Origin of the sequence: Candidatus Avoscillospira sp. LCP25S3_F1, from assembly GCF_052117125.1 — a bacterium.
In the GTDB taxonomy this organism is placed as follows: domain Bacteria; phylum Bacillota; class Clostridia; order Oscillospirales; family Oscillospiraceae; genus Avoscillospira_A.
The window spans coordinates 38,052-54,987 of the sequence record NZ_JBQKJT010000001.1 but is presented as its reverse complement, the minus strand read 5'-3'; the positions used below and the strand labels follow the sequence as shown (position 1 = coordinate 54,987).

Sequence of the window (16,936 nt, the reverse complement as noted above, 5' to 3'; positions counted from 1 at the left end):
CCGCCGCCCTCTTTGTTTTGCCGGTGGTATAGCTAAAAAGCTGCCCCACCTACGGATTTTTTAGGGAGGGGAAATTTTATGCAATATTTCTTTATCTGTCCTAATCCACCCAATCGAATATGGAAACGCAACGCCCGATTTGAGGTTGAAAAAACCTTAAATCGGGCGTTTTCTTTTGTTCTGCGAAAATTGTTGAGAGAAAGAGGAACAGAACGAAAAATACCGAAAATTGCGCCATTTGTCGAACGGTTTAGGGGGCTGAAATAAAGCTGCTTTTGCTGCTTTACAAATCTATCCCCGTTGTCGTTCCCCGCCTGCTTCTGTCCGTGACACGTTGGTTTACGCAAATCGGACAGGAGGTATTTATCATGGCAAAAAAAATTAAAAATTTTTCTGAAAATCCGCTGTTTTCGTTTGGCAGTTTTCAAAATGCGGTGGTGTGGCAAGTGAAAGGGGAAAACCAACAATCAACCACTTTCACAGACGGGAAAGGAGCTGATCGTATGGACGAGCCTGACCGTAGCCAATGGGAAATCCGCTGTGCATTTAACGGCTTTTGTAAAAAAGTCATTCGGTGCGAAGCGAGCAATGCCCACCGCGACGTAAAACGCCATCAGTTGCGGGAAGTCACTTTTTCCGACCTTACCACGCAAGAAGAAAATAGCCTTTTCACGGTTGACAGTTATTTTGACGACGAGGAAAAGGACGACGGTTCTTTTCATGTGGCAGGAAAGAAAATTACCCCAAAGCTGCTTGCCGAAGCTCTGCGGACTTTGCCGGAAGAAAAGCGAAACGTCATACTGCTTTATTACTTTGAGGGCATGAGCGACGCCGAAATTGCGAAGCTCCACAATATCCCCCGAAGCACGATACAGTATCGCCGGACAAGCTCTTTTGAACGGCTTAGAAACTATTTGGAGGAACGCGCTTATGAAGATGAACAGTGATTACGACGAGCGCGGTTTACTGCCTTATCCGCTGATCGTTGCTGCCAATGCAGGCGACCCGGAAGCAATCGGCTTGGTATTACAGCATTATGAGCGTCAAATCTCTGCCCTGTCAATCCGCAAGCTCCGCGACGAACGCGGCAATACATATTACGGGATTGACCGGGATATTTACGACCGTTTGCGCTCACGGCTGATCCGCGCTATTTTGGATTTTCGGTTTTGATTGTTAGCCGCCCCGTTCCCCCTTTCCGTGGCGGCAAACTGAAACCCTCTCTTGTACCTTGACAAAGAAAGCGTCACTTGATTAAAAGCGGCGCAGCATAGGGCAAATCAGATACATTCCTTTTGCGCCGAGCTACGCGGCGGGTACGCCATGACGCTTTTTCTTTATGAGGAAAAGCCGAGCGATTTATACCTACGCCGTAAAACGGGATAGCAGCCCGTGGGCGACGACGCGCAGAATACATAATGATACTCCCGCGTTGAACGCCCTCAAAGCATTGCGCGGCGCACCCACAAGCATGGGACGGGGTGAAATTCCCGTGAGGTTGTGCTACCAACCGTCTGATGAACGCCCATTTTTCGCTGAATAGTGGACTTGCCCCTATTCATAAACTTGTATTACCTGATTGCGAAAGAAAGGGGGCTTTTCTTTGTCGCAGCATACGATACCCGTTACTACAACGGAACATAAAATTGGAAAAGTAACTTATCTTGTCTGTTCGTCAGCAAGTGAACGGGCTACGGACACTCTGGACAAAAAGATTAAAAAACTTATTCGCAAGGATATGGAACAGAACGCTGGAAACGCCCGAAAATAGGGCGTTTTTTCATATTTTGGACATGACACGGGCAGCGGTGCATGGTATAATTTAAGTAGTACAAATACCATGCTTGTCTGCCGCCGGAAAGGAGGACGAAATGTTACAGGCAGACAAGATCACCGCATTGTATTGTAGACTTAGCCAGGAAGATATGCAGGCAGGCGAAAGCGAAAGCATACAAAATCAAAAGCTCATTTTGCAGAAATACGCAGATGAACACCATTTTTTCAATACCCGCTTTTTCGTTGACGATGGCTTTTCCGGCGTAAGTTTTGAACGCGAGGGGCTGCAAGCGATGTTGCAGGAAGTGGAAGCCGGACGAGTGGCAACGGTCATTACCAAAGACCTCTCCCGTCTTGGCAGAAACTATCTGAAAACGGGCGAATTGATAGAAATTATCTTTCCCGAATATGAAGTACGTTATATTGCTATTAACGACGGTGTGGATACCGCGCGGGAGGATAACGAGTTTACCCCGCTGCGGAACTGGTTTAACGAGTTTTATGCCCGCGATACTTCTAAAAAAATCCGCGCAGTTAAACAGGCGAAAGCCCAGCGTGGCGAGCGCGTCAATGGCGAAGTGCCTTATGGTTACATTGCCGACCCCAACGACCGCAATCATTTATTGCCCGACCCGGAAACGGCACACGTTGTTAAACAGATATTTGCAATGTATGTGCAGGGCGAGCGCGTGTGCGATATTCAGCGGTGGTTAAGGGATAACGAAATACTGACCGTTGGCGAACTGCGCTACCGCAGGACGGGAAGCAGCCGCCACCCGCGCCCACAACAAAACGCATGGTACAACTGGCCCGATAAAACCATTTATGACATTCTTGCGCGTAAGGAATATTTAGGACACACCTTGACGGGCAAATCCTACAAGGTATCTTATAAGTCAAAAAAAACAAAGCGTATTCCAGAAGAAAAGCAATATTTTTTCCCGAATACCCACGAAGCCCTGATTGACGAAGAAACCTTTGACCTTGCACAAAAGAGATTGGCGAACCGCCACCGCTGCACACGGGTAGAGGAAGTCGATATTTTTTCCGGGCTGATGTTCTGCGCGGACTGCGGCTACAAACTGTACCTTATTCGCGGTGCCGGAACGCCGGAGCGAAAACACGCCTATACTTGCGGCAACTATCGCAACCGGGCGAGAAATGATTTTGTATGCACCACGCATTATATCCGCAAGAGCGTTGTCATGGAACTTGTCCTTGCCGATCTGCAAAGGGTACTTTCCTATGTGCAGAGCAACGAGGACGATTTTATCCAGACAGCCACCGAATGTAACGCACAAGCCACTAAAAAGGCATTGGCACAACAGCGCAAGGAACTTGACAAGGCAGAAAAGCGAATGAGCGAGCTAAATGTCTTATTCCGAAAGCTGTATGAGGACAATGCTTTAGGGAAACTTTCTGATGAACAATTTGCTTTCCTGACTTCTGGCTATGACGATGAAAAAAAGACGCTGACCCGGCGTATCGCTGACCTTACACAAGAGATCAACGACGCCACCGAGCGCAGCGCAGATGTGAAAAGGTTTGTCACGCTGGTACGCAAGTACACTGAAATTAAGGAACTGACCTACGAAAATGTGCATGAGTTTATTGATCGTATTCTTGTCCATGAACTTGACAAAGAAACGAACACCCGCAAAATTGAAATTCTGTATAACTTTGTAGGCAGAATTGACAGCGGCGACAACCCAACTGAAAGTATCTCTTATTTCAGACAAATAGGAGCAGACGTAAAGAGTTTCGCTATTTAATATACATCTAAAAATTGGGGTAAGGCAGCGCACCAAAATGGTAACGCTATCTTACCCCAACAAAATTGCCGCCGGAAAACCCTTCGTCTTCGTAGATAACCAGCTGTTCCGCGGCCTGCTCTCCAAAGTGCAGCCGCACATATTCTTTACATAGCTCCACCTGATTGCCAATGCTCTCGCCCTTGCCGGTAAACCGGGACTTGCGGGAGTAGAGGGCTATGGTTTGATTTTGCGTTGCCATGGCTTTTCCTCCTTGTTTTTATGATATATCATTTATTATATTATATCATAACGTAACAAACTTTCAATGATGGTTGTAGATTCAAAGACAACAAAAAATTTTCGTGCAATATATTGTAATTCTCGTGCAAACAGAATACAATAGAGATATCAAAGGAAGGAGTGGAGCCAATGGCCAACAACACAACCAATATCAGCATCCGCATGGATGCAGACCTCAAGGCCCAGGCCGATGCACTGTTTGCCGAACTGGGCATGAACCTGACCACCGCATTCAATATTTTTGTGCGGCAGGCCCTCCGGGAAGGCGGTATTCCCTTTGAAATCTCGCTGAACCAGCCCAATCGGGAGACGGTGGCGGCCATGCTGGAGGCAGAGCGCATTGCCAGGGACCCTTCGGTGAAAGGGTATACGAACCTGGATGAATTGTTTGCGGACTTGAAGGCATGAGCTCTATGAAATATACCGTCAAATTGACCACAGCCTTCAAAAAGGACTACAAACAGGCCAGAAAACGTGGGTTGAACCTGGAGCTGCTGGATACCATCATCACGGCATTGGCCAACGATGAACCGTTGGCGGAGAAACACCGGGATCATGCACTGACCGGGAACTGGGGTGGTTTTCGGGAATGCCATATCGGGCCGGACTGGCTGTTGATTTACCGTATTGAAAACGGTGTGCTGGTTCTGACTTTGGCCAGAACCGGAACCCATAGCGATTTGTTTGGAAAATAACCCAATAAAAATAGCAGATGGTCAAACCACAGCAGGTTTGACCATCTGCTATTTTGCTATGAAGGGAAAACATAGATGAAAATAATCTGTAAATTTTTGCTAGATTCTCTTGCGATCAAGTAACACACATCCTACAATATAAATTGCTAAAAATAGGGAAAACTGGTGTAACCTGTATGGTGAGGCGTCTTGCGAAATGCCCAGGAAATCAAACCCACACGGGTTCAATCTCCTGCGTTCTTTTTGACGGTTGCAATGACGGCATCCAATAACGCTGCTTTTTCCTCTGTGGGGCAACGCAGCTTTTGTATGTAGCGATGCACCAGATCGGCATGGACACCGGCAACGCGTTTCGCCAGTTCCAGCTGTCCGGCTTCTGTTTTTGGGGCATGGACAATCACATGGATTGGAGCGCTTTTTCTGCTGATACCACACACCTCCCGATAGTGCAATCTATGAGGGAGAGGCTGCCTGCTATACCCAATGTTTTTCAGGAGCGGGTTGGGACCTCTGTTGTGGTTTCAGTGTATCAAGAACTGGACTGACTTGCATTGAGCGGGAGTTGACCGCAAATTGACAAAAGCAGAAGGGAGGGTATTTATGGAGCGATGTGATTTCTGCTCGATTATGGCGATTATCCGCCGCTATATCAGTGATGACCGCAATATGAGCCAGACCGATTTGCTCTATGAACTCTTTGCCAGTTTTTTTAACCAGAAAGAGGAACAGGACTTTTATCTGGATAACGGCCTGGTCTGCCGCTGGATGAATGGTCTTTCCAGAATCAGCCCCCGTAGCAGATGTATATTTTACTCCTGCGTTTCTGACCTCGCCATTGATCCGTGATAACACATGTATCATATGGGAACCTGACTCAAACTTTATAGGCCCAGGTTCTCCAAAATTTACAGTGGAATTGGAAAATGATGTTCAGAATGATCCGTGGATCTATAGACAACTTCAGCCCGGAAAGCCTTTTGAAAAAAACTTTTCCTGCAAGCCGGGGAGTTATGGATGCAAGGTATTTCTTGACCTGCCGAATGATAATCCTTTTGTTGTTGGAGATCGCCGCCAGTTGGTTTGGGAAGAAACGTTCCAAATTGAAGAACGGCCTGAATGTAGGTTTGATGGGAAATTTGTTCGCCTTATGAAAGTGTGGTTCTGGTCCTGTGAAACACGGAAAATAGAGATGGCAAAGTTCCACTACAATGATGCGGTTATTTTTGACATTGAATACATTGGTATGCGTGACTTTGACGGAGAGTTTGAACCTCCAGTTCCGACGTATGAAGGCGTGCTCTCATTTCGTGCTCCGGATCAACGATGGAACTATATGAACAATGACCCGGAGAATGAACAGTACGAAAACATTAACCCAGTGTCCTTCTGCGTTGTACAGGGTAATCGAGTAAAAGTTTACAATGCAGACGGAGAGCCGCTGCTGCTTGATGTAGATACAAAAGTGTATCTGGAAAAAGGATATGTGCGCATAAAAAATAGAAAATGGGATTGTCCACCGGAAGAAGCGTGGAAAAGATTTCCCATTGCTGATGAGTTTGCATTCAGAGAGGAAGATGATTTTTGAACCGATTTGACCCAATTGTGGCGTCTGACAACATAAAGCAAAGCTATGTGGACTACATTACCACCAGTTTTGACATTGCAGACAAAGAGTATGCCAAAGAGCTGCGGACACAATTAGAGAAAGAAGGATTTGTGGCCAAGGGACCATACCTGGATGTGAGCGGGTCCTACAAAACCGGCGAAAGTCTCTCTCAGTTGATAGCCAGTGGCATTGCCAGTAGAGAATTTGCAGAGCTGGAGCCGGTTGCAGAAAAGAAGCGTGAGCTGAAGCTGGAACGCTCTTTGTATCTGCATCAGGTAGAAGCACTAAAAAAAGCAGCAGCTGGAAATAATCTTGTAGTTACCACAGGAACAGGTTCTGGCAAAACGGAATGTTTTTTGCTTCCAATCCTCCATTCACTTTTGAAGGAAAAAGAAGTAGGCACACTGAGCGTGAACGGCGTTCGCGCCATCATTATCTATCCCATGAATGCGCTGGCCAATGACCAGATCAAACGAATGCGCAGACTTTTGCGTAATTATCCAGATATTACGTTTGGTCTTTATAACGGAAATACAGAATATACCAGGGCAAAGGCTCGGGAGCAATATCGTAAAAACAGTATCAATGCAGAATTTCCAGAGCCGTTGACCAATGAAATATTGTCCAGAGAGGAAATGCAGCAGACGCCGCCCCACATATTGATTACCAACTATTCCATGTTGGAATACATGCTGCTTCGTCCAAAAGATGATAAAGTCTTTTCCAGCGCAAGACTTCACTTTGTGGTTTTGGATGAAGCGCATGTATATAAAGGAACAACTGGCATGGAGACTTCTATGCTTATGCGTCGCCTGCGTGCCCGGATTGGAAACAGCAGTGTGCAATATATTCTGACCAGTGCTACACTTGGGGGAGAGGATGCCAATCAAGATATTGTGGATTTTGGAAAAAATCTTTGTGGCGTAGAATTTTACCCGGAGAATATTATCCGCTCTCAGGATGCCAGTCCGGCCATCAAGGAACGATTGGATGTTCCAGTTGCTATTTTTAAGGAGATTGCGGAAAAGCGACTCCCGTTGGGGGAAATACTGCAAAAGTACGGTATCGAGGATTATGCTCCCAATGGGGATACAGAGGAAAAAATCTATGAATTTTTGCTGCACTGCGACCTTTTTTACCGTTTTAGATGTGCAACTATAATGCCGGAAACAATCGATACAATCAGAAAGTCTTTGGGCATCTCAAAGGAAGAACTGATTGATTTTGTGGCAGTTTGCACTGCGGCGGAGAAAAATGGTGCCAGCCTTATCAAAGCCAAATATCATTTCTTTGTCCGGGCGTTGGAGGGAGCTTACATTACATTGGGAAATCCCAAAAGGCTCTATTTGAAGCGCAGGGAGCGCAACGAACAGGGGCAGGGCGTATTTGAAATCGCAATTTGTCAGGATTGTGGTCGGATTGCACTGGTCGGAAAAAATGAATGCGGCCAGTATCGGCAGGTTTCCAGGAAGTCGGAACAAGATCCCGACGATTGCGAGTTTTTTCTTCTGTGGGATGATGCCGAATTGAAAGATATGGGCATCGAAGATGCAGAAGGAGAAGCATTGGAAGATCAAGGTGAAAATGATTTTGTAATTTGCACGCAATGCGGGAAGATGGGCACCAAAGCAGATATTGTTTTGGGTTCGATTTGTGATTGTAAAAAAGCGGAATATATCCATCTTAAGCGTGTAAATCGAACGAAAGGTAAGAAAATTGCCAAATGTCCGGCTTGCGGATATGGAAGTTTTCGCAGCTTCTATCTGGGTTCTGATGCTGCTACAGCGGTTCTGTGTACGGAGCTTTTTGAGCAGCTTCCAGATGCAGAAGTCGTAATACCTGCAGAAAACTCAGACAAGGAGGCGATCCAATGGACGGATGATCCTTTTGCTCAAGTGAGAAATATCAAAAAACCTGAGTTAAAGGAAAAAGCAAAACAATTTCTGTGTTTCTCTGATAGCAGAAGTGAAGCAGCATTCTTTGCGAATTATATGGAGAAATCCTATCAAGAGTTTCTCCGGCGGCGTGGTATTTTCCGTGTTGTAAAGGAAATGAGGACAAATGGAAATTACCGCTTATCAGTAAAGGCGTTTGCGGAAAGATTAACTCGAGTATTTGAGTCAGAGCACTCATTTGACCTTTGGGACCCGGACCAAGCAACGGACAAGGACATGTTGCATGAACGATCCAAGCAGAATGCGTGGATTGCACTGCTGAATGAACTCTTTAACGGGAGAAGAGCTACAAGCCTGAGCTCGATGGGAGTAATTTATTTTCAATATGCCCGCAACGCTCCAGGGTGGAAAACCGGAATCGATTTGCCTGCATTTTTCCATCAAAAGTATGGACTCTCTGCAATCGAAGCAAGACACTTGCTGGAGCTGCTGGTTTTGGATGGCTGCTATGCCGGTGCTCTTAATGCAGGCAAAGAAATGGCTCTGAATGATTCGGAGCGGGAGTATATTTTCTTTACGCCCTATGAGAAAAAACTGGTCAAGTGCAAAACCGACGATACTGCCAAAAGCCATCTTATTGGCTGGGCTGCACGGACACGGGAAAGTGGAAACAGTGCATATTACCCCAATACAAGACTGTCAAGGCTGTGCCAGGCCACAGGAATGTCAGAAAATGATGCCAACCGTTTCCTGATGGATTTTTGGGCCTATATTCTGGAGGGCGGCGACAGTTCGGAGCTGAGCCTCAATATCTGTGATTTCGATATATGCCTGAACTGTGAACCGACAGCACACACTTATCGATGCAGGAAATGTGGCAGAGTTACAGTTCACAATGTAAAAGGGAAGTGCTCTGTGGTACGCTGTGACGGACAGCTGGAGGAAATTGATCCGGAGCAATTCTTTGCAGACAACCACTATATGGCCCTCTATGACAGTGATAAAATGCTTCCCCTGCAAATGAAGGAACATACGGCGCAGCTGTCCAGAAATCGTCAATCCGTATATCAGGATGCCTTTGTAAATGGAAAAATTAACGCGCTTAGCTGTTCCACCACCTTTGAGATGGGCGTGGATGTAGGCGGACTGGAAACCGTGTGCATGAGAGATATTCCACCGAGCCCTTCCAACTATGTGCAGCGTGCAGGCCGTGCAGGCCGTGCCTCCCATACTGCTGCATTTGTGATGACATATGCTAAGCTTTCTTCCCATGATTTTACCTATTATGAAAATCCGGCCACCATTATTTCAGGAAAGATCAACGCGCCGCATTTTTCTCTGGAAAATAAGAAAGTCATATATCGCCATATTTTTGCAGTTGCGCTGAGTGAATTTCTTGCAAAAAATAGTGAGGTATATGATGGTGATAACGCAAATATTTTCCTGAATGAGGATGGTTACGAGAAGCTTGTGACATTTTTGCATCAGCCAAACCAGCGCCTAACCGAGCTGCTGAAAAAATCTGTTCCTGCCTCGATGCATGAAATTATGGGTATCCATGACGGCTCCTGGATCGAAGAACTGATCGGAACAGACTGTGGTATTCTCTCCGAGGCCGTTGAACTGCACCGTGAAGAGGTCAAGAAGCTGGAAAATGAGCTGAAAAAGATCCAGAAAAATACCCCTGAAAACTATAAAAGCTTTTATTTTGAACTGCGCCGCATTCGGTGCGGCCGGGAGGACGGGTTCAGGCGGAGTCTGATTGATTTCTGGACCAGAAATAATGTTCTGCCCAAATACGGTTTTCCGGTGGATACAGTCGAATTGCAGATTGCAGGTAAAAAAACAGGAACCAGCAATGAAGATTTGAGTCTAGCCAGAGATCTCCAGATGGCAATTGCAGAATATGCCCCCGGTTCCGGCGTGATTGCAGACGGGAAATTGTATACGAGCCGCTATATCCGGATGGAATCCAAAACAAGAAAGGCTGCTTCCCGCGGATTTTTTGCAAGCTGTCCGCATTGTAGTCAGGTGAACTATACAGATGATTTGCTGGCTCGAAACAGGGAAAAGGAATGTGTTTCCTGCGGTGAAAAAATTCCCAGAAAGCGATGGAATGCAGCATTGGAACCCCGCCTCGGATTTATAACCGATAAAGCGGATGCTCCGGATGCACCACTCCGGCGTCCGGAACGGGATTACAGAACGGATGATTATTATGTAGGAGATCAGCATGATATCATCAAGAAGATCAGGTTTTCCTTTGCGGGCGCAGAAGTGGAATTGCAGTCCACAGCAAACGATTCACTTGTAGTCATAGGCTCTGAAAAGCATACCATTTGTCCCCTCTGCGGTTGGACAAGCGATGCCAAAGCACCGTTAAAAGCGGAGCACTACACATCATGGGGTACAAAATGCATCTATGAAGGCCAAGGGACAGAATCTTATTTGTCCCACATATTCAAAACAGATGTTGTTCAGATTACATTTTTTACAGCAGAATCCTTGGAATATGAAAAAATGCTTTCTGTCATGTATGCACTGCTGGAAGGTCTCTCCAGAGAGCTTGATATCGAGCGAACAGATTTAAAGGGATGCTTGCATCTGAAAAATTGTAGCGGCCAGCTCCTCTATTCTGTGATCCTCTATGATGCTGTGGCTGGTGGAGCAGGCCATGTTCGCCGTTTGGTAACAGAGGATGGAAAGGTCTTCTCGCAGGTACTCCAATCTGCCTACCGTGTGGTTGCCAACTGTGATTGTCAGCCCTCCTGCTACCATTGTCTGCGAAACTACTATAATCAACGCATCCATGATCTGCTGGATCGGGATAAGGCAAAAGAGTTTCTGTCTAGGTGGTTAGGAGATTGTGTAGTTGCGGAGATACCGGAGGAAATAACGGAGAACAACACCGTTTCTGAAGCACAGGTAATCATGCTTTAAGCGGACGGAGATGGCGATACCTAATATCCTAAGGTATAAGAATAACACCCGGCACCAGATAGTGTCTGGGCCGGGTATTCCTTAAACAAGAAGGAGAGGAAATATGACTACTATAGAAGAATACGGATTAGAAATAGCAAAGGCTACTGCTGAAAGTGTTGGAAAAGAGAGCGCAAATAAACTATTTGAAATAATTGGTGGGATATTTCCGTTTTGGGGATTAAAGAAAAAAGCTGTTTCTACATACATTTCTGAGATTGAGAATAGTAACCTATCGCCAGAAGTAAAAATGATGGCTATTGCCAATGCCAAAAAAACGTATCAATATATGAAGAATCAGGTAACAATTGCACAAATTGCACAGGATGTAGCTTTAGAGGGGACAAACTTTACTGCTACATCTAAAGTAGATGATGAATGGCTTGAACGATTTATAGATTCTGCAAAGTTTGTTTCTGACGAACAGGTACAGCTTTTATGGGGAAATATTTTGGCAAAAGAATTTGAACAGCCGAGCAGTACGCCACCAAGTGTAATCCGAATTCTGTCGGAAATAACACCACGCTATGCAAGAGTTTTTCAAGTTATATGTAATCTTGCAGTTTATATAGTACCTGTTGATACAACAGGAAAAATTATGCCAGCACAGAGACACATTATTCTGCCAGTTGATTATAGCTATCTCGCACAATATGGTATTAATTTTTCAGAATTGAATGAACTTCAAATGCTGGGACTGATACAGTTTGACCCCTCTATCGGTTACGTCATTCAATACAATTCTGAATTAAATCCCAAATTACACCTTATATATGGAGAGAAAACAGCAACCGTATTGCAATATAAAGATAGGCATTTCCCAAGTGGAGCAGTTATGTTAACTCGAGCAGGAAAAGCTATTGCAAGATTTTCAGAAACGGAAATTATTGAGGGCCATTATGATGCTGTCTGTAATTTCTTAAAGAAAAATAAAGTGGAATTAGCTGATACTCCTGAAATTAAAGTGGTTTAATCCCTAAATACCGATTTAATCAATAATCAACCAAATCTGTTGTAGAATATAATTTTGCAGATGAAAGAAAGATTATAACAAGAAAAATCACCGAAAATTCTGCTTGGAGATTTTCGGTGATTTTCTTTTTTATTATACTGCAATCATCCCTTTGAAATATTTCTCCCAGGAAGCTTTGGAAATCTGCTTCTTCTCCGACTCCCACGCCCGAAGGCTCTGCGGTGTCATATGAAGCAACCGGGCATAGGGTTTCTTCTGGAGGCCGAGACACTCCCGATGCTCCCGGATGGCCTTGCCCTGTCCGTAGTAAAGAAAGCGACTGAAGTCATCCAGGAGATCTGCCGCCGGGATGCCGAACAGCGCAGCCAGCTTGTCCACAACTTCTTTTGGGTAATAGTCTACGGCTCCGGTTTCTAAATCCATGTATTGACCGCGGCTGATCCCAATACGGGCTGCAACCTCCCTTTGCATCAAGCCCATATGGTGACGGCACCAGCGGAGCCGGTCCGGTACAGTTGAGAGTTCCCCATAGCTGTGGTATTGCAGTTGGAACTGTTGGGCGTCTCGCAGCCTGCGGGGGGTAATCAGACGGAACCTGTGTACATAGAGGGGGGCATACCGCACATGGGCATCCAAAGTGGCACAAAGGATATAAACAGCCTCGGAAACCTGCGCCCAAATCCGCCATTTTGGGCTTTTGGAGCCCAGGGGGGGCCGATGAGGGACATAAAACCCATCGGCGATAGGATAGCATTTTCCACACACCGGGCGGCATAGGTGGCAAGTCTTGCCCCTTTGGAGCCGTCAAAGGTGGAAATGCCCTTAATCAGTCCGATGGTGCCGATGGAGATCAAATCCTCCTGATCGGCAGAGGATGTATAGTATTTTTTCATGATATGCGTCACCAGACGCAGATTCCGTTCGATGAGTATGTTACGGGCCGCCAGATCGCCCTGGGCGGCCAGCTCCAGATAGTGACGTTCCTCCTGCGCACTCAGCGGCTTGGGGAAGGAGCCGCCGGACCCGGAGAGGCGCAGGGTTTGCAGCATACCGCTGAGTATCAGCCATGCGGCGGCTGACAGCATATGCCTCACCTCCATGATAGCATCCTATTCGGCAACCGCTCGTCCCCATGTATGGAGGCTGTGCTGCCGCATACGGTATCCTATTCCAGAGGTGCGGACTGTGTGCTTGACCAAAGGAAACCGTCCGGCGATTTGTCAGAGTTTGCGGCGCATGAGGCCGTGGTGATTACAATAAAGATACAGATACCCGCCCCGCTGGAACCGGAACCGGCAGGCGGCGGCGCCCTCCGGGTACAGCTTGACCAGCTGGAACCGGTCCGGCGTCACATAGGCCAGAAAGGAGAGGTGATGGGTCTTGGTCATGGGATGGTCAACGGTCACATAGTGTTCATCCTCCACCGGTTCTATGGTGATGGCGTGGGTGTCGTCCGGTTCTTCCGCTTCCAGCGGAGGCAGGGTGACGCCGCAGCAGCTGACCACGGCTTCGCCGGTGGTGTGGATTACGTTGCCGCAGATGGGACAGACGTAAAATCGGGAACGCAGCAGATTGGCGGAGCGATTCCGATTGACCACCGGATCACCGGACAGCAGTTCCATCACCGAGACGCCCAGAGCGGCGGACAGGGGTTCCAACAGGGTGAGATCGGGAAATCCCCTGGCCGTTTCCCACTTGGAAACGGCCTTGTCGCTGACGTCCAACCGTTTGGCCAGACCGGCCTGGGTCAATCCTCTTGCTTCGCGCAGTCGCCGGATGGTGCTGCCGGTTACATAGGCATTCATACAATTCCCTCCATACTGTGATGTGATTTGCCCCTATGATAGCAGACCGTCCGGCCCCGTACAACCTACGCCTGGTAGGGACGGAGGGACAGACAAAACGGCATGGCCTGAATTTTGGCCATGCCTTTGCCATTTGCAGCGATATTGATTCAGCTCAATCCGGCGAAAAACTCATCATAGGAACAGTCATACAATTTACGCAGTTCCAGAAGTACACTGACCCGAATATTCAGCTCACCGGATTCGTATTTTGCATAGGTGGTTCGACCGATATCGCAGCCCCGCCGTTGCAGTTCGGCACAGAGCTTCTCCTGAGATAGCTCCCGTTCCAACCGCAGCCGACGCAGATTGTCACCCATGCAGCGGTCCCGACGCAATTTCTGTTCCATGCAATCACCTCATATAACATTGACCAATATTGGTTGCAACTCCAACTATGGTATGCTATACTGAGAGAAAATATTGACCGCTATACTGGTCAAAAGGCGGTATCAAAATGATAGTATGTACATTTTTTGGACACCGTGACTGTCCGGTTTCCATTCGTTCCCAATTGCGGGAAACACTGGTGCGGCTCATAGAGCGGGAGGGCGTGACGGATTTTTATGTGGGACATCAAGGGAACTTTGATTCCATGGTGCGGTCTGTGCTGGGGGAGTTGGTCATGCAGTATGACCATATCTCTTATGCGATTGTATTGAGCGGATTTCCGGGAAAAAACATCGGCAGCAGCCAAAGAACGCTGCTGCCGGAGGGCATAGAGACCGTTCCGCACCGGTTTGCCATCGTCTGGCGCAATCGCTGGATGCTGGAACGAGCACAGTATGTGGTAACGTATGTAACGCATAACTGGGGTGGAGCGGCGCACTTTGCCGCAGAGGCCCGCAAGAGAGGAAAAATCGTATACAATTTGGCCGGTTGGGGAGAAGAAAAAACCGCCGGAGGGTTGCTCCGGCGGCAGAGAAAATAAAGGTTAATGTCCCGACGGCTTGGTGTCCACCAGTTCTTTTTCCGTGGTCAGGTCCGCATGGAGCAGGACGCCGAACAGGATACCCAGCGGAATCAACGTTACCCACAGGGCTTTTCCCAGGAACAGGCGGCAGCAGATGGTGCCAATGACCGCGCCGCCCACAAAGTACACCAGCATCATAAAGTGCTTGTACAGCTTCTGCCGGTGGGCCTTGTTGGTGCTCCGGAAGTGGCGCAGCTCCATAGCCAGACCAATGCCGATCTGGCGGACATGGTTGGTGGCGAAGGTGGTGGCTACGGGAGTACCCTGGGCCTGACGGAAGGTATTATACTGCATGGAAGCAATAAAATTGATGGCCACTTGGGAAATCTGCACCGGGGCTGTCTCCGGCAGAAATCCCAGCACCAGCACCACCACCATTTCAATGGCAATGAGCAGCGTATCCCACCGCATGGGCAGATGGTGCTTGACGGGGTTGGGCAGCAGCTCCGAGAAAAACGCGCCCAGGACATACGCGGTAATGGGAATCAGATAGTAAAAGCCATGACGCCAGTTGCCCTGGCCGAAGGCAAGGCCCATCAGGACAATGTTGCTGCTCTGGGCATTGCAGAATACATGCCCCCGCAAAACGTAGGTGAATGCCCCAAGAAACCCTGCCACACCGATGAGCAGGAAGTAAATCCAGTTGCGTTCACACATGAGGTAATACCGGTCGGTTTTTGCCGGAGCCGGTGGAAGAGTCTGTTCCAAGGAGTGGTCCTTCTTTCTATGGGAGTGTGGGTGTGTGGCAATGGCCCCGGCAGCCGCCCCGCAGGGGCGGAGCCGGGGCCATTGCGGCTGCATGGCAGCCGTGGGGAATTGCGCCATCTGCGGATGGCGCTTTAGAACGATAGGGGAGTTTCGCCCGTTGCGACAGGCGACCAGAAGCGCTGCCTCTGCACTCCGCGATTTTTAAAAAAATCGCGTAAAACTTTTCATTTTTGGAAGTTAGTGGACCGCGTTCTGCAACTGGCGCAAGTCCTCCGTGTCGGGATGGGACAAGGCCGCGTCGAAGTTCTCCAGCATCTGGGTCCGGCGGGGGCTGTCTTCCATGGCTTCATACCGCTGCCGCACGGTCATGGGCATACGGCCCTGGCACAGACGATGACCCAGCAGCGTCACACCGTCGGGCAGCAGGGCAGTCACCCGCTGGGCGATCTGGTCAAAGTAAGCGACGCTGCCGCCAAACCCGGCGGTGCCGAAGAGGAATACCTCCTGATTGGTCAGTTGGGCCAGAAAGGCGGCTGTATCGCCGTCACAGGTGCCTTTGTCGGTCCAGAAGCCGATGTACAGCCGCTGTGCGGCCAAAGCCGCCGCGTCCGGCGGTCCGAAATAGCGGCAGTCCGCCGGTGGAAGCACCTCCCGAATGGCGTCGGCCAGGGCCCGGGTGTTGCCGGTGCGGCTGCTGTAAACAATGGCGTATGACATATTGCGCATCTCCTTATGTATCAGATGCCTCTTTACGTTCTCTTTATGCTGCAACAGAGTATACCGCCGCCCGGTGGAAGAGTCAAGGTATTGCGCCGCCGGTGCCGGTGGAGTATAATATAAAATAGTATCTGATGTGCAGGAGGCTATCATGGGAAAGTTCTGGGGACACCTATCCACCATCACCAAGCACCGAACACTGGTGATGATTCACTGCTTCAAAGTGGGGCTTTATTGGCGTGGTCTGACCCACGATCTGTCCAAATATTCTCCCACGGAGTTTCTGGTGGGCGTCCGCTACTACCAGGGCAACCGCAGCCCCAATACGGCGGAGCGGGAGGACAAGGGCGTGTCCACAGCGTGGATGCACCACAAAGGCCGCAACAAGCACCATTTTGAATACTGGACCGATTTACAGATCGGAACCCGTCAATATGTGCCGGTGCCCATGCCCACGGAGTATTTGGTGGAGATGTGCATGGACCGGATTGCCGCCTGCAAGACGTACAACGGCGCGGCCTATACCTGTGCCGACCCGCTGCACTATCTGGAACGGGCCATGGAGTCCTCCCTGATGCACCCGGACACCATGCGGAAAACGCATTTTCTATTGAGCATGCTGGCCGAGCGGGGAGAGGACGAGACTTTTCGCTATATTCGGAACCATGTGCTGCGGGGGGAGGAGTTCGCCGCCGCAGCCCCACAGAAATGAGGAA

General features: G+C 48.4%; 18 protein-coding genes and 1 pseudogene. 12 read left to right on the top strand and 7 right to left on the bottom strand.

Annotation, left to right across the window (positions count from 1 at the left end; translation table 11 throughout):
* The first annotated feature begins 368 nt into the window (after positions 1–368).
* The 4 genes from ACTQ33_RS00315 to ACTQ33_RS00300 all read left to right on the top strand — a co-directional run bounded on the left by ACTQ33_RS00315 (position 369) and on the right by ACTQ33_RS00300 (position 3,548).
* Positions 369–947, top strand: coding sequence for a sigma-70 family RNA polymerase sigma factor (locus ACTQ33_RS00315; RefSeq protein WP_441461104.1), 579 nt, complete (start codon positions 369–371; stop codon positions 945–947).
* Entirely contained in the window at positions 931–1,173 is a 243-nt protein-coding gene (locus tag ACTQ33_RS00310; RefSeq protein WP_441461102.1) for a helix-turn-helix domain-containing protein, read from the top strand. The genes ACTQ33_RS00315 and ACTQ33_RS00310 overlap by 17 nt, the downstream gene beginning before the upstream one ends.
* Positions 1,174–1,579: 406 nt before the next feature.
* Complete coding sequence (locus ACTQ33_RS00305) at positions 1,580–1,771, top strand: hypothetical protein (protein ID WP_441461100.1); 192 nt, start codon at positions 1,580–1,582, stop codon at positions 1,769–1,771.
* Between the two features lie 100 nt (positions 1,772–1,871).
* Positions 1,872–3,548: a recombinase family protein gene (locus tag ACTQ33_RS00300; protein WP_441461098.1), complete on the top strand. Its 1,677-nt coding sequence runs from the start codon at positions 1,872–1,874 to the stop codon at positions 3,546–3,548.
* A 46-nt stretch (positions 3,549–3,594) separates the two neighbouring features.
* Here the strand turns inward: ACTQ33_RS00300 and ACTQ33_RS00295 are convergent, their stop codons facing one another.
* On the bottom strand, positions 3,595–3,789 hold the full coding sequence (locus tag ACTQ33_RS00295) for a hypothetical protein (protein ID WP_441461096.1): 195 nt from the start codon (positions 3,787–3,789) through the stop codon (positions 3,595–3,597).
* A 170-nt stretch (positions 3,790–3,959) separates the two neighbouring features.
* Between ACTQ33_RS00295 and ACTQ33_RS00290 the strand changes: the two genes are divergently transcribed.
* The 6 genes from ACTQ33_RS00290 to ACTQ33_RS00265 all read left to right on the top strand — a co-directional run bounded on the left by ACTQ33_RS00290 (position 3,960) and on the right by ACTQ33_RS00265 (position 11,978).
* Entirely contained in the window at positions 3,960–4,238 is a 279-nt protein-coding gene (locus ACTQ33_RS00290) for a type II toxin-antitoxin system RelB/DinJ family antitoxin (protein WP_441461094.1), read from the top strand.
* A complete protein-coding gene (locus ACTQ33_RS00285; RefSeq protein WP_441461092.1) occupies positions 4,235–4,525 on the top strand; it encodes a type II toxin-antitoxin system YafQ family toxin in 291 nt (96 codons plus the stop codon). Before ACTQ33_RS00290 ends, ACTQ33_RS00285 begins: the two co-directional genes overlap by 4 nt.
* A gap of 600 nt (positions 4,526–5,125) precedes the next feature.
* A complete protein-coding gene (locus ACTQ33_RS00280; protein ID WP_441461090.1) occupies positions 5,126–5,371 on the top strand; it encodes a hypothetical protein in 246 nt (81 codons plus the stop codon).
* A gap of 64 nt (positions 5,372–5,435) precedes the next feature.
* Positions 5,436–6,110, top strand: a complete 675-nt coding sequence (locus ACTQ33_RS00275; protein WP_441461088.1) for a hypothetical protein — start codon at positions 5,436–5,438, stop codon at positions 6,108–6,110.
* Positions 6,107–10,966, top strand: a complete 4,860-nt coding sequence (locus ACTQ33_RS00270) for a DEAD/DEAH box helicase (RefSeq protein WP_441461086.1) — start codon at positions 6,107–6,109, stop codon at positions 10,964–10,966. The genes ACTQ33_RS00275 and ACTQ33_RS00270 overlap by 4 nt, the downstream gene beginning before the upstream one ends.
* 103 nt (positions 10,967–11,069) lie before the next feature.
* Positions 11,070–11,978 (top strand): DUF2806 domain-containing protein, encoded by a 909-nt coding sequence (locus ACTQ33_RS00265; RefSeq protein WP_441461084.1) that lies wholly within the window; start codon positions 11,070–11,072, stop codon positions 11,976–11,978.
* Between the two features lie 132 nt (positions 11,979–12,110).
* On the opposite strand, the gene ACTQ33_RS00260 is transcribed toward ACTQ33_RS00265, so the two are convergent.
* From ACTQ33_RS00260 to ACTQ33_RS00245, 4 genes and pseudogenes are all read right to left on the bottom strand, one after another.
* Positions 12,111–12,602 carry a helix-turn-helix domain-containing protein gene (locus tag ACTQ33_RS00260; RefSeq protein ID WP_441461082.1) on the bottom strand — a complete coding sequence of 164 codons (492 nt, stop codon included), beginning with the start codon at positions 12,600–12,602 and terminating at the stop codon, positions 12,111–12,113.
* Between the two features lie 119 nt (positions 12,603–12,721).
* A pseudogene (locus tag ACTQ33_RS00255) lies at positions 12,722–13,027 on the bottom strand (sigma-70 family RNA polymerase sigma factor); the annotation flags it as partial.
* A gap of 171 nt (positions 13,028–13,198) precedes the next feature.
* Complete coding sequence (locus tag ACTQ33_RS00250; protein WP_441461080.1) at positions 13,199–13,783, bottom strand: helix-turn-helix domain-containing protein; 585 nt, start codon at positions 13,781–13,783, stop codon at positions 13,199–13,201.
* A gap of 149 nt (positions 13,784–13,932) precedes the next feature.
* The gene (locus tag ACTQ33_RS00245) at positions 13,933–14,172 is read right to left on the bottom strand and encodes a helix-turn-helix domain-containing protein (RefSeq protein ID WP_441461078.1); all 240 of its coding nucleotides are present in this window, start codon (positions 14,170–14,172) and stop codon (positions 13,933–13,935) included.
* A gap of 107 nt (positions 14,173–14,279) precedes the next feature.
* Between ACTQ33_RS00245 and ACTQ33_RS00240 the strand changes: the two genes are divergently transcribed.
* Complete coding sequence (locus ACTQ33_RS00240) at positions 14,280–14,753, top strand: hypothetical protein (protein WP_441461077.1); 474 nt, start codon at positions 14,280–14,282, stop codon at positions 14,751–14,753.
* Positions 14,754–14,756: 3 nt separating this feature from the next.
* On the opposite strand, the gene ACTQ33_RS00235 is transcribed toward ACTQ33_RS00240, so the two are convergent.
* Positions 14,757–15,503 carry a YoaK family protein gene (locus ACTQ33_RS00235; protein WP_441461075.1) on the bottom strand — a complete coding sequence of 249 codons (747 nt, stop codon included), beginning with the start codon at positions 15,501–15,503 and terminating at the stop codon, positions 14,757–14,759.
* Between the two features lie 237 nt (positions 15,504–15,740).
* On the bottom strand, positions 15,741–16,220 hold the full coding sequence (gene bilS, locus ACTQ33_RS00230; RefSeq protein WP_441461074.1) for a flavodoxin family protein BilS: 480 nt from the start codon (positions 16,218–16,220) through the stop codon (positions 15,741–15,743).
* Positions 16,221–16,371: 151 nt separating this feature from the next.
* Here bilS and ACTQ33_RS00225 point away from each other — a divergent pair, with 151 nt between their 5' ends.
* Positions 16,372–16,932 carry a DUF5662 family protein gene (locus ACTQ33_RS00225; RefSeq protein WP_441461072.1) on the top strand — a complete coding sequence of 187 codons (561 nt, stop codon included), beginning with the start codon at positions 16,372–16,374 and terminating at the stop codon, positions 16,930–16,932.
* Positions 16,933–16,936 lie beyond the last annotated feature (4 nt).